9 protein-coding genes are annotated in these 12,755 nt (G+C 65.0%); 5 read left to right on the forward strand and 4 right to left on the reverse strand.

All coding sequences use genetic code 11. The features are described from left to right. Positions 1 to 215: 215 nt before the first annotated feature. Entirely contained in the window at positions 216 to 683 is a 468-nt protein-coding gene (locus MFF62_RS29355; protein ID WP_238267358.1) for a MarR family winged helix-turn-helix transcriptional regulator, read from the reverse strand. A gap of 197 nt (positions 684 to 880) precedes the next feature. Between MFF62_RS29355 and MFF62_RS29360 the strand changes: the two genes are divergently transcribed. Then, positions 881 to 1,315 (forward strand): Ohr family peroxiredoxin, encoded by a 435-nt coding sequence (locus MFF62_RS29360; protein WP_238267363.1) that lies wholly within the window; start codon positions 881 to 883, stop codon positions 1,313 to 1,315. A 90-nt stretch (positions 1,316 to 1,405) separates the two neighbouring features. Here MFF62_RS29360 and MFF62_RS29365 read toward each other — a convergent pair whose 3' ends face one another. Continuing rightward, positions 1,406 to 2,551, reverse strand: a complete 1,146-nt coding sequence (locus tag MFF62_RS29365) for a DSD1 family PLP-dependent enzyme (protein WP_238267364.1) — start codon at positions 2,549 to 2,551, stop codon at positions 1,406 to 1,408. 111 nt (positions 2,552 to 2,662) lie between these two features. On the opposite strand from MFF62_RS29365, the gene MFF62_RS29370 reads away from it, so the two are divergent. Beyond that, positions 2,663 to 3,562: a LysR family transcriptional regulator gene (locus tag MFF62_RS29370; RefSeq protein ID WP_238267365.1), complete on the forward strand. Its 900-nt coding sequence runs from the start codon at positions 2,663 to 2,665 to the stop codon at positions 3,560 to 3,562. A 15-nt stretch (positions 3,563 to 3,577) separates the two neighbouring features. On the opposite strand, the gene MFF62_RS29375 is transcribed toward MFF62_RS29370, so the two are convergent. Beyond that, positions 3,578 to 4,792 (reverse strand): MFS transporter, encoded by a 1,215-nt coding sequence (locus MFF62_RS29375; protein ID WP_238267373.1) that lies wholly within the window; start codon positions 4,790 to 4,792, stop codon positions 3,578 to 3,580. A 286-nt stretch (positions 4,793 to 5,078) separates the two neighbouring features. On the opposite strand from MFF62_RS29375, the gene MFF62_RS29380 reads away from it, so the two are divergent. After that, positions 5,079 to 6,155 carry a GlxA family transcriptional regulator gene (locus MFF62_RS29380; protein ID WP_238267378.1) on the forward strand — a complete coding sequence of 359 codons (1,077 nt, stop codon included), beginning with the start codon at positions 5,079 to 5,081 and terminating at the stop codon, positions 6,153 to 6,155. A 21-nt stretch (positions 6,156 to 6,176) separates the two neighbouring features. Here the strand turns inward: MFF62_RS29380 and mug are convergent, their stop codons facing one another. Further along, entirely contained in the window at positions 6,177 to 6,731 is a 555-nt protein-coding gene (gene mug / locus MFF62_RS29385) for a G/U mismatch-specific DNA glycosylase (protein ID WP_238267382.1), read from the reverse strand. 229 nt (positions 6,732 to 6,960) lie between these two features. On the opposite strand from mug, the gene aceE reads away from it, so the two are divergent. Then, positions 6,961 to 9,648, forward strand: coding sequence for a pyruvate dehydrogenase (acetyl-transferring), homodimeric type (gene aceE, locus MFF62_RS29390; protein WP_238267387.1), 2,688 nt, complete (start codon positions 6,961 to 6,963; stop codon positions 9,646 to 9,648). Between the two features lie 207 nt (positions 9,649 to 9,855). Next, positions 9,856 to 12,681 (forward strand): 2-oxoglutarate dehydrogenase E1 component, encoded by a 2,826-nt coding sequence (locus MFF62_RS29395; protein ID WP_473700888.1) that lies wholly within the window; start codon positions 9,856 to 9,858, stop codon positions 12,679 to 12,681. Positions 12,682 to 12,755: the final 74 nt, after the last annotated feature.

A 12,755-nucleotide genomic window follows, 5' to 3' on the forward strand; every position in this document is an offset into this window, starting at 1 on the left:
GCCGAGGATGGCTGCTTCGCGGTCTGGTTCAGCCGCTTCGAGATCGGAGAAATCGATCTACGCGCACCCTGATGCGCGTAGATCACGTGTTACCTATGTATCCGAACACCCGTTACCCATGTCCCCGATACGTACACTGAGGAGTGGGGAGGGGGCCGGATGTGGCGGATGCGCGCTACGGAGTTTCCCTATGGGCAAGCTGGCGGCGAGACGCGTCAGTCGTCGTTGCGGACGGTTTGCACGAGGTTGTCGCGCAACGCCACGATTTCCTTCTGCAGCTTGGCAAAACCCTGCGAGGTCAGGCCGCAGGCGTCCTTCAGGTCGACGCTGGACGCACGCTCGCGCTGGCGGCGGCCGGCCTTGGTCAGCGTCACGCGCACCTGGCGTTCGTTCTCCGGATCGCGCTTGCGCTCGACAAAGCCCATGGCCTCCAGCTTCTTGAGGATGGGTGTCAGGGTGTTGGATTCGAGGAACAGCTTCTCGCCCAGGCCGCTGACCGTCTGCCCGTCTTCCTCGCCCATGGCCACCAGGGTCACGTACTGGGTGTAGGTGAGGCCCAGTTCGTCCAGGATGGGGCGATAGAGCTTGCCGAAGGCCAGATTGGCCGAATACACCGCAAAGCACAGATAGTCAGCCAGCTTCACTTCGGTGGGGTCGGGGTCTTTCTGTGTGGTCAATGTCATGACGTCGTCCCTTTTCTTGCCAGATCGCTTGCCGCGGCGCGGCGCACAAAACACATCGTATGCGATTTCATCGCAGCCGACAAATATTCCTTGACTTGCCCCGGTCCGTAAACCATCATGCATCGCATGCGAACGAATCGCATGCGATGCATACAGAAAGCACGCTCCATACATTGGCTACCAAAGGAAACCCAATCATGACCAAGATCGAGAAAGTACTGTTCACCGGCAAGACCCACACCACGGAAAGCGGCAAGGCTCACAGCCTGAACCTCAAGCTGACCACGCCGGGTAACCGTACCGCACCCGAGTACGCCTTCGAGGCCGTGCAATCGCATCCCACCGCCGAGCAACTGTTCGCGGGCGCATGGTCGGCGTGCTACATCGCCGCCATCGGCCTGGCCGGCAAGGAACTGAAGGTGGATGTGCCGGCCAGCCTGGCCGTGGACATCGAAGTGGACCTGGGCATGACCGGCGACGCCTACTTCCTGCAGGGCCGCATCCACGTGACGATGCCCGGCGTGGACCAGCAGGCCGCCGAGGCCGTGGCACACCTGGCCGATCAGATCTGCCCGTACTCGAAGGCTACGCGAGGCAACATCGACGTTGCACTGACCGTCGCGACGGCCTGAGTATTCCGGCTGGATTCACGGCCGGGTTCTCCCGGCCTGATCGCGCAGCACTGAACGCCCCCTGGCCTGCCGGCCAGGGGGCGTTTTTGCTTACCAGCCGTGCAGGCGGCTCCATTCGGCGGCGTCGCCATCCTCGGTCACCGCCTGGTATGCGGGGAACTGCGCACCGGTGGCGCACGCGTGGTTGGGCAGGATGCGCAACTGGGTGCCAATCGGAAAGTGTTTGGCGATGTCGGTATCCGGGGCGCCGTCGTGCGACAGGATGCCGTGTTCCTGGTTGGCGCCACTGAGGATGTAGCCGGGGATTGCCGTGCCATCGAGTGCGCACACCTGGCCATAGCCGAAGTCGTGCTTCTGCTTCTGCGTGCCACGGTCGCGGCTCATGGCCATCCAGCCGGCGTCGACGATGGCCCAGCCCTTGTCGGGCTGGTGCCCGATCACGGTGGTCAGCACGCTCAGCGCGATGTCGTCGGTGGCACAGACGCCCACGTTGTGCATCACGAGATCGAAGAACACATAGACGCCGGCGCGCACTTCGGTCACGCCGGCCAGGTTGCTGGCGGACAACGCCGTGGGTGTCGAGCCCACGCTGACCACCGGGCACGGCAAGCCGGCCGCGCGCAGGCGCTCGGCGGAATGCACGCAGCCCGCGCGTTCCTGCTCGGCCATCGCGGCCAGGGCCTCGGGGGTGTCCAGGTCATAGCTGGAACCCGCGTGCGTCATCACGCCGCCAAGTCGTGCGCCGCCTTCATGCAATACGGTCGCCACTTCCAGCAGCGCGGGTTCGTCCGGGCGGATGCCGGAGCGATGGCCGTCGGTATCGATCTCGATCCAGACCTCGAATGCCTCGGCGTTCGCCTTGCCGAAGTCGACGATGGCCCGCGCGGACTCCACGCTGTCGGTCACGATCTTGAGGTCGCAGCCCCGGCGTCGCAGCGCCAGTGCCTGAGGCAGCTTGTTAGCCACCATGCCCACGCCGTAGAGGATGTCCGTGACGCCGTCGTCGAAGAAGTACGCGGCCTCCCTCAGCGTGGATACGGTGATGCCACTGGCACCCGCCGCGATCTGCGCGCGCACCACCGGGGCGCATTTGCTGGTCTTGGCATGCGGACGAAAGCGCACGCCCAGCGCGTCCATGCGCGCCTGCATGCGGTGGATGTTGCGCTGCATGCGCGCGGTATCGATGACGGCGGCGGGGGTGTCGATGTGCGGCCAGGCGGGGGCGAGATTATCCATGAGGTGTTCCGGGAGCGACAGGCGGGATTCGGAGATCTGAAGTCCACACTGTAGGAATGATAGGGCGGCTTGTGGTTAAATTTCCGGACATCAATCGTTAAGCTGAAGTGAATGATCCAGATCGAGGACCTGCGGCTGGTCGAGGCGCTGGCGCAGTCGCCATCGCTCAGCGCGGCGGCACGCGCGCTCAATGTGACGCCGCCGGCGTTGTCCGCGCGGCTGCGCAAGCTCGAATCGACGCTGGGACTGGCGCTGGCCACCCGCACCGCCCGGCGCCTGAGCCTGACGCCCGAAGGTGAACGCTTTGCGCGCGAGGCCGCGGCGCTGCTGGCCCAGCTCAATGCACTGCCCGAGTCGTTCCGGCGCGATGACAGCCAGCTCACGGGCACGCTGCGCATCGCCGCGCCGTTCGGCTACGGCCGCCTGCACATCGCGCCGCTGCTGGCGCGCTTTGCGCAGGCTCACCCGGGTCTGCACCTGCAACTGGACCTGCGCGAGACCCCGTGGCCAGACCGGCACGATTCCGACGCCGTGATCCATATCGGCACCGTGCGCGATTCGTCATGGATCGCCCGCACGCTCGCGCCCAATGCGCGCTGGCTGTGTGCCAGCCCCGCGTACCTGCGCTGGCACGGCACGCCGGCCGAGCCGCGCGACCTGCTGGCGCACGCGTGCATCTGCATCCGCGAGAACGACGAGGACGTGACGCTGTGGCGCTTTCGGCCGCCCGAAAATGCCGGGCGGCGCGCCTCGGCACGCGAGACCGTGCGCGTGGTGCCCGCCTACACGACCAACGACGGCAGCATTGCGCGCCAGTGGGCCGAGCAGGGCCTGGGGCTGGTGCTGCGTTCGGAATGGGATACGGCGGAGGCCGTCGCCAGCGGCCGGCTGGTGCGGGTGCTGGCCGACTGGGAATGCGACAGCGCGCCGGTGACGCTGCTGGTGCCTACACGGCGCGGCCGTACGGCGCGCGTGCAGGCGTTGATGCAGTTTTTGGAGGCGTCGATCTGAATCAGGCCGACGGGTTCAAGCAGAAGTCAGGACGCGCCGGGGCGCGCCCATCCAGTGAATGACGCCGGCCAGCACGCTGAGGGCGATGCCGAAGACGACGATGCCGCTCCAGCCAAACCGCGTCATCAGCCAGCCGCTGATCATCACGCCGATGGCGCCGCCAAGAAAGGTGGCCGTCATGTACAGGCTGTTGATGCGGCCTTGCGCCTTGGGGTCCACCGCGAACGCACGGGTCTGGTTCGACACCAGTCCGGCCTGCACGCCGATGTCCAGCACGATCACGCCAATCACGAGAAGCGTCAGCGAGGTTGGTGCGCCCGCCAGCAGCAGGTACGACACCGTCACGAAACCGATGCTCGCGGCGATGACGGCGCGCGGGCCCATGCGGTCCGTGGCGCGGCCGCCGAGCGAAGCCGCCAGCGCGCCCGCTGCGCCGATGATGCCGAATCCACCGGCCCAGGCGCTGCCCAGATGCAGTGGGCCATCGGCGAGCAGCGCGGCCAGGTTGACCCAGAAGGCGTTGAAACAGGCCCACAGCAGCGCCTGAATGATCATCGACTGGCGAATCGGTGCGTTGTCACGGGCCAGCGGCCAGAGCGAGGCGAGCAATTGCTTGTACGAAAGGTTGGTGCTGGGCCGGCCGCGCGGCAGCAGCATTGCGGCGGCAATCCACACCGGGATCATGAAAGCGGCCGCCAGGCCGTACACCGCGCGCCAGCCGTAGGCGGCCCCGACCAGACCGCTGATGGTGCGGCCCAGCAAAATGCCCACCATGATGCCGCTGACCACGGTCCCCACCGATCGCCCGCGCTCGCTCGGCAACGACATGACCGCTGCAAAAGGCACCAGTTGCTGGGGCACGCAGCTCACCACGCCTAGGGCGAACGACGCCAGGATCAGCGGCCAGATGCTTGGTGCGAGCGCCGCGCCCAGCGCGAAGCAGAACGCGAGCGCGATCTGGATGAGCACCAGCTTGCGGCGGTCGAAACGGTCGCCAAGCGGCAGCAGCAATGCCAGTCCGGTGGAGAATCCGAGCAGCGCCGCGCCGGCCACCAGATCCACCGTTGTCAGGTTGACCTGCATGCCCGATGCGATCAGCGGCAGGATCGGCTGGGTGGAATAGATGTTGGTGATGACGGCACCGGCAATGATCGCCATCATGACGATCTTGGCGCGGGACGCCACGGGTGGCGCATTCGCGGCGGCTGGGTTGTCGGGCAGGGCGCTCATGGAACTCTCCAGGGATGTTTCGGCAAGGACCGACTGCTGGTCCGTATCTGGTCTGGAGACTACGCGCTTGCGCCTGCCGGGAGAATGCCGTCAAACCGGGAATCTCCCTTTCATGTTTCGAGAGGATAAAAGCGCTCCACGCCGGGCGCGCTTCGCCGCTTCCTCTCGAATCCCGGAAGAATGATTCTCGGATTCGGCCTCTAATCTCTCACTGCGAAAACACCTACCATCGCTGTCAACGGGCGAATCGCCCCGGCAGACGGGCGCCTAGACAGCGCAAAGGCAGATGAAAGTAGCTCTTGTTGTGTTCGATGGTGTGCAATCGCTGGACGTGGCCGGCCCGATGGATGTGTTCGCGGAAGCCAATGCGCTGCTGCCACACCACGAGCGGTACGAAGTCACCCTGGTCGGCGTCAGGCCGCATGGCGTGACGTGTTCGAATGGCATGCAGCTTGGCGTGGATGTCGACTTCCGCAACTACCGCGACCAATGCGATCTGCTGCTGATCGCTGGCGGCCCGCGTGCCTCTGGCATGGAACCCGATCCGGATTTTCTGGCCTGGCTGCACGACACCGCGCTGACCGCGCAGCGGTTCGGGGCAGTTTGCAATGGCGTGTTCCTGCTGGCGCATGCCGGGCTGCTCGATGGCCGCGAAGTCACCGCCCATTGGTCCGATACGAAGCGGCTGCAGGAGCAATTCCCGCGTGCCTTCGTGCGGCCGGACAAGATCTTCGTGCGCGACGGCAACCTGTTCACCAGTGGTGGCGTGACGGCCGGTATCGATCTCTGCCTGTCGCTGGTGGCCGAGGATTTCGGGCATGACATCGCGGTCAAGGTCGCCAAGCGACTGATCGTGTATATCCGGCGCGATGGCGGGCAGTCGCAGTACAGCCCCTACCTGGCCGTGGGGCCGGAAGAAGACTCCATCGTCAACCGGTCGCTGCGCTACATCAACGACCATATCGCCGAGGCGTTCTCCATCGAGGAACTGGCCGATGCGGTGGGCGTCAGCCGTCGCACGTTCAGCCGCACGTTTGCCAAGCGTGCCAAGGTGTCGCCGTCGGTCTTCGTCGAGCAGGTGCGGGTGGACTTTGCGCGCAAGCTGCTGGAAGAGACCGACGTGCCGCTCAAGACCATCGCGTTCCGCAGCGGATTTCATAGCTCGACGCATATGCGCATGATCTTCTCGCGACGCCTCGATATCACGCCGAAGGAATACCGTCTGCGCTTCCAGGAAACCGAGGGCGGGTCGCAAGCGGTAACGGTTCCGGAAGCCCACGCCGGCGCACAGCTGTTCGTGTTCCCGACCCCAGCGCGGCGGGAGGCGCCGCAGTATCACGCTGCCGCTGTTGCGGCGCACTAGCGGCATCGTCAACATTGGTATTCAGCCCGCCGCCGCCAGGCGAAACGCCCGATAGGCGTCGACCAGGTCGGCGAGGCTGAAGCTGCGATTGCGCCCGCTCGGGTTGGGCAGCAACCAGACCTTCGATGCGCCCAGCCGTTGCGGCTGCAGTCCCCAACCAAGATCCTTCCGGTCGCTCATGGCTGCGTACGCATCCTTTCCCAGGAAAGCGATGTACTTGGGCCGAAAGCGATCGATCCGTTCCAGCAATCCCGCCGATGCATCCACATACTCTTGCCGCGAAAGCTCGCCCGCGCTGGCGGTTGGCCGGCACACCACCGTTGCCAGCCCAAATCCGTCATCGAGCAGCCGCGCGCATTCGGCTGGCTTCAGTTCTTGCGTGGTAAAGCCAGCCAGATGGATCGCCCGCCAGAACCGGTTGCCGCGCCCTTCGAAATGGTGCCCGGACGCGGCGGCCCGCAAGCCGGGATTCAAGCCGCAGAACACACCCGACAAGCCAGGCACGATCAGGTCCTGCAACGTGCCAGTGGCCGCGAGTGCCGTGTCGGGTGTTGAGGTGGGGTTGGGGGCCGTCATTGTCGTATCCGCAGTACCGGTTCGTCATGGGGCGCTAAGCCGTCCCCATGACTATAGAGACAGCCGCACCCCGGTGACATCGCCGGACGTTGCGGATTCAGGCCAAGTTGTAGCGCTTGTCCGCCACGACGCCGTCACCATGTTGACGGCTACCTAGAATGGCCTTCATCGGCGCCACGCTTCAACGCGAATCCGTGCGCCAACCGTGCATTCCTCAGGAGGTGCCCAAATGGCTGCAGTTCCCAATGACGGGGTGAACCCGCGCAATGACGATGATCCCCAGGAAACCGCCGAGTGGATCGATGCGCTCGATGGTGTCGTGTCCCATGTCGGCATGGATCGCGCCCACTTCCTGATCGAGCGCCAGATCGAGTTCGTGCGCGTGAACGGCGAGTCCACCCCATTTGCAACGGACACGCCGTACGTCAATACGATTCCGCCTACCCGGCAACCGGCCATTCCTGGCGACCAGGCCATGGAGCACACCATCCGTTCGTACATGCGCTGGAACGCGATTGCGATGGTGCTGCGTGCTGGCCGCGAAACGAATGTGGGCGGCCATATCGCGTCGTTCGCATCCGCCGCAACGCTCTATGACGTGGGCTTCAACCACTTCTGGCACGGCGCGTCCGCCAACCATGGTGGCGATCTTGTGTTCTTCCAGGGGCATTCCTCGCCGGGCATCTATTCGCGTGCGTTCCTGGAAGGCCGCCTGAGCGACGCACAGCTCGACAGCTTCCGCCAGGAGACCGGCGGCCACGGCATGCCGTCGTATCCACACCCGTGGCTGATGCGCGATTTCTGGCAGTTTCCCACCGTCTCGATGGGGCTCGGGCCGCTCATGGCGATCTACCAGGCCCGCTTCATGAAGTACATCGAGGCCCGGGGAGTGGTGACCACGCAAGGCCGCAAGGTGTGGGCATTCCTGGGCGATGGCGAGATGGACGAGCCCGAATCTCTGGGCGCCATCGGCATGGCCGCGCGCGAGCGGCTGGACAACCTGATCTTCGTGGTCAACGCCAATCTCCAGCGGCTGGACGGCCCGGTGCGTGGCAACGGCAAGATCATCCAGGAACTGGAGAGACTGTTCAGCGGCGCCGGATGGAATGTCATCAAGGTGATCTGGGGCAGTCGCTGGGACGCGCTGCTGGCGCGCGACCGTAACGGTGCGCTGATGCGCCGCATGATGGAAGTGGTCGACGGCGAGTACCAGACCTACAAGTCGAAGTCGGGTGCGTATGTGCGCGAGAAGTTCTTCAACACGCCGGAGCTGAAGGCCCTGGTGGCCGACTGGACCGACGACGACATCTGGGCGCTGAACCGTGGCGGCCACGATCCGCACAAGATCTACGCCGCCTACGCGCAGGCCGCCGCATCGAACGGCCGGCCCACCGTGATCCTGGCCAAGACCATCAAGGGATATGGCATGGGCGAGGCGGGGCAGGCCATGAACAACACGCACCAGCAGAAGAAAATGCAGGTGGAGCAGCTCAAGGCGTTTCGCGATCAGTTCAAGTTGCCGATTTCCGACGACGCCATCGTGGACGTGCCCTACCTGAAGTTCGACGAAGGCTCGCCGGAATTCCAGTACCTGCACGCGCGCCGCCAGGAGTTGGGCGGCTATGTGCCGGCACGGCGTCAGACCGCCGCATCGCTGCCGACGCCCGAACTGGGCGCCTTCGATGCCTTGCTCAAGGGCACGGGCGAAGGGCGGAAGATGTCGACGACGATGGCGTTCGTTCGCTTCCTGGGGGTGCTGCTCAAGGACAAGGCACTCGGCAAGCGTGTGGTGCCCATCGTGCCCGACGAGTCGCGCACGTTCGGCATGGAAGGCCTGTTCCGCCAGATCGGTATCTGGAACCAGGACGGACAGCGCTACGAGCCCGAGGATTCCGGTCAGCTCATGTTCTACCGCGAGTCGGAGACGGGCCAGATCCTGCAGGAAGGGATCAACGAGGCGGGCGGCATGTCGGACTGGATCGCCGCGGCCACGTCGTACTCCACGCACGCCGAAATCATGATTCCGTTCTTCGTGTTCTATTCGATGTTCGGATTCCAGCGCGTCGGTGACCTGGTGTGGGCGGCAGGCGACATGCGCTCGCGCGGCTTCCTGCTGGGCGGCACGGCTGGTCGCACCACGCTCAATGGCGAAGGGCTGCAGCATCAGGACGGCCATTCGCTGCTGTGGGCGTCGAGCGTGCCGAACTGCATCAGCTACGACCCCACCTTCAGCTACGAGCTTGCCGTGATCATGCAGGACGGCTTGCGGCGCATGGTGACCGAGCAGGAGGATGTCTTCTACTACGTCACCGTGATGAACGAGAACTACGAGCATCCGGCGATGCCCGAGCGCGACGGCGTGGCCAACGACATCATCCGGGGCCTCTACCTGTTCAGAAAATCGGCGGCCGATAGCGCCATGCCCCGCGTGCAGCTGATGGGCGCCGGCACCATCTTCAACGAAGTCATCGCCGCCGCCGCGTTGTTGGAGACCGACTGGTCGGTCGCGGCGGACTTGTGGAGCGCCCCTGGCATCACGGAACTGGCGCGCGAGGGCCGCGAAGTGCGGCGCTGGAACCTGCTGCACCCCACTGAAGTGCAGCGCGTCTCGCACGTGGAGCGCCTGCTGGGCGGCGCGTCAGGGCCGGTCATCGCGTCGACGGACTACGTGCGCACGCTGACCGAGCAACTGAGGGAGTTCATCCCGCAACGCTTCGTCGCGCTTGGCACGGATGGATTCGGACGCTCCGACACGCGCGAGAAGCTGCGCGACTTCTTCGAGATCGATCGCTACTGGATCACCGTCACGGCACTCAAGAGCCTGGCCGACGAAGGCACCATCGCAGCGAGCGTCGTGGCCGACGCGCTGGCGAAGTATGGATTCGATCCGTCCAGGCCCAATCCGATGAGCGTCTGAACCATCCTGCGCTTCGTCCTCAACGGCCCCCGGCGCCGCCCTGGCGTCGGGGGCCGTTTGCCGAGACAAGCCTCTTTCCGAGCATGGCCGGAAACCAGCATCGGATGTCCTCAAACAACCCTATCCAGTCCGCCGGCGGTATCGCCCGGTTTCTAGACTTCAGGTAACGGGCAATTGCCCAGTCTTGCGACAGGTTTAGTCATCATGATGATCGAAAATCGAAACTCCTCCTTCCTGTTTGGAGGCAATGCGCCCTACGTCGAAGAACAGTACGAGGCGTATCTGGCCGACCGCTCCAGGGTGTCCGACGAGTGGCGCGGCTACTTTGACGCACTGCAGACCTTGCCGGCGACAGATGGGTCGGACCATGGCGATGTGGCGCATAGCCGCGTCGTTTCCCGCTTTGTCGAACTGGCCAAAGGCTCGCATTCGGGCGAGCCGCTGGCGCAGACGCGACCGGGCTTTGTCCGCAAGCAGTTGGCGGTGCAGGCGCTGATCCTGGCCTACCGGATGGTCGGCACGCGCCACGCGAACCTTGACCCGCTGCGCTGGATGGAGCCTGTGCCCGTGCCAGACCTGATTCCCAGCTACTACGGCCTGTCGCAGTCGGACATGAAGACGAAGTTAGATCCGTCGGACACCAACTTCTCCGACGACGACATGACGCTGGAAGCGATGGTCGAGGCACTGGCCGAGACCTACTGCGGCACGCTCGGCGCGGAATTCATGTACCTGACCGATCCCGCACAGCGCAACTGGTGGCAGATGCGCCTGGAATCCACGCGGTCGAAGGCTCGCCTGACCGCGCGTGAGAAGCGCCACGTCCTGGAAAAGCTGACGGCGGCCGAAGGGCTGGAAAAGTACTTGCATGCGCGCTACGTCGGCCAGAAGCGGTTCTCGCTGGAAGGCGGCGAATCGCTGATCGTGTTGCTGGACGAACTGGTCGCCTACGGCGCTACGCAAGGCATCCGTCATTCCATCCTGGGCATGGCGCACCGGGGACGCCTCAATGTGCTGGTCAACATCGCCGGCAAGCCGGCCGCGGCACTGTTCGACGAATTCGATGGAAAGACGGCCCACGACCTAATCGCGGGCGACGTCAAGTATCACAAGGGGTTCACGGGCGAGATCGCCACGGAGGCTGGTTCGGCGGAGGTGACGGTAGCCTTCAACCCGTCGCATCTGGAGATCGTCAATCCCGTGGTGCAGGGCATGGCCCGCGCGCGCGCCGAGGCGCTGGGGCTGGGGTCCGCTGCCGTCCTGCCCATCGAGATTCACGGCGACGCATCGGTGTCGGGGCAGGGCATCGTCATGGAGACAATGAACCTGTCGAACACCCGTGGATACGGCACGGGCGGCACGATCCACATCGTGGTGAACAACCAGGTTGGCTTTACCACGTCGCGCCCGCAGGATGCGCGGTCGTCGTTCTACTGCACCGACATCGCCAAGATGATCGAGGCACCGGTGCTGCATGTGAACGGCGACGACCCGGAGGCCGTGGTGGCCGCCACGCGCATGGCCATCGATTTCCGCGCCACGTTCAACCGCAGTGTCGTGATCGAGCTGGTCTGCTTCCGCCGCCATGGCCACCAGGAGCAAGATACCCCGAGCATCACGCAACCACTGATGTACCGCTCGATCGCGGGGCATCCCGGCGTGCGGTCGCTCTACGCGTCGCGGCTGCTCGATGAGCAGGTTGTCACGGCCGAGGCGGTTGATCAGCTTGTCGCCGCGTACCGCGACCAGCTGGATGCGGCCCAGCAGGCCAAGGCGGGATATGAGACCGACGAGGCCCGGCACGGCCGCTGGTTCCCGCAGGAACCGCCCACACTGTCCGCACCCTATCGCACGGTGCCCGCCGCAAAGCTCAAGGATCTCGCGCAGCGCATCACGCAAGTCCCGGATACCTACTCGCTGCATCCGCTGGTCGACAAGGTGATCGGCGCCCGTCGCGAGATGGCGGCCGGTACGCGCGCGCTGGACTGGGGCATGGCCGAGCACCTGGCCTATGCCTCGTTGGTGGCCGATGGCGTGAACGTGAGGTTGAGCGGCCAGGATAGCGAACGCGGCACCTTCAGCCACCGGCATGCTGTGCTGCACGATCAGAAGCGCACCTCGCGCGACCAGGGGTTCTATACGCCGCTCGAAAACGTTGCGGATGGCCAGGGCACGTTTGCCATCGCCAACTCCACGCTGTCGGAAGCCGGTGTGCTGGGCTTCGAATACGGCTACACGCTGGCCCGGCCGGCATCGCTGGTGCTGTGGGAAGCGCAGTTCGGCGACTTCGCGAACGGTGCGCAGGTGGTGATCGACAACTTCCTGTCCGCCGGAGAGGCCAAGTGGGGACAGCGCAGCGGCATCACGCTGCTGCTGCCGCATGGCCAGGAAGGGCAAGGTCCGGAGCATGCCTCTGCGCGGCTGGAGCGCTATCTGCAGCTCTGCGCGCAGGGAAACATGCGCGTGGTGCAGCCGACCACGCCGGCACAGATCTTTCACCTACTGCGCGAGCAGGCCCTGGGGCCAGATCACGTGCCATTGATCGTCATGACGCCGAAGTCGCTGCTGCGTCATCCCGAAGCGGTCAGCAGTCTTGACGAACTCGCCAATGGCGCGTTCGAGCCGGTGCTGGCCGAAGCGCGGACGCAGGCCGATGCCAGCCGGATCGACACGCTGATCCTGTCCTCGGGCAAGGTCTACTTCGAACTGCTCGCACGCCGCCGCAAGACTGGCAAGGACAACATCGCGCTGCTGCGCGTGGAACAGCTGTATCCGTTCCCGGACCTGGAGATCGCCAATGAGCTGGCACGCTATCCGAACCTGAAGCAGGTGATCTGGTGCCAGGAGGAATCGAAGAACCAGGGCGCCTGGACGTTTGTGATGGAACGCATGCTCGATATCGTCAAGGCACCGGGAATGCTGCGCTATGTCGGCCCCGAGGCCGCCGCGTCCACCGCGCCGGGCTATGCGGCGATGCACACCGCGCGCGTGGAGAGCTTCCTGCGCGCAGCCATCGGCGTGGCCCAGGACTAGTGCCTGCCTTTCAACCTTGACCAGCAAAGGAGTCGGCGCCAGTGGCGCCGATTTTCTTTCTCCGTTCTCGATCG

The sequence above is a fragment of the Cupriavidus pauculus genome, from assembly GCF_022179805.1.
GTDB classification, from domain to species: domain Bacteria; phylum Pseudomonadota; class Gammaproteobacteria; order Burkholderiales; family Burkholderiaceae; genus Cupriavidus; species Cupriavidus pauculus_E.

Bases quoted from the DNA above. Each gene is read 5' to 3' on its own strand.
- MFF62_RS29355 (WP_238267358.1), bottom strand. From the start codon at position 683: ATGACATTGACCACACAGAAAGACCCCGACCCCACCGAAGTGAAGCTG.
- MFF62_RS29360 (WP_238267363.1), top strand. From the start codon at position 881: ATGACCAAGATCGAGAAAGTACTGTTCACCGGCAAGACCCACACCACG.
- MFF62_RS29365 (WP_238267364.1), bottom strand. From the start codon at position 2,551: ATGGATAATCTCGCCCCCGCCTGGCCGCACATCGACACCCCCGCCGCC.
- MFF62_RS29370 (WP_238267365.1), top strand. From the start codon at position 2,663: ATGATCCAGATCGAGGACCTGCGGCTGGTCGAGGCGCTGGCGCAGTCG.
- MFF62_RS29375 (WP_238267373.1), bottom strand. From the start codon at position 4,792: ATGAGCGCCCTGCCCGACAACCCAGCCGCCGCGAATGCGCCACCCGTG.
- MFF62_RS29380 (WP_238267378.1), top strand. From the start codon at position 5,079: ATGAAAGTAGCTCTTGTTGTGTTCGATGGTGTGCAATCGCTGGACGTG.
- mug (WP_238267382.1), bottom strand. From the start codon at position 6,731: ATGACGGCCCCCAACCCCACCTCAACACCCGACACGGCACTCGCGGCC.
- aceE (WP_238267387.1), top strand. From the start codon at position 6,961: ATGGCTGCAGTTCCCAATGACGGGGTGAACCCGCGCAATGACGATGAT.
- MFF62_RS29395 (WP_473700888.1), top strand. From the start codon at position 9,856: ATGATCGAAAATCGAAACTCCTCCTTCCTGTTTGGAGGCAATGCGCCC.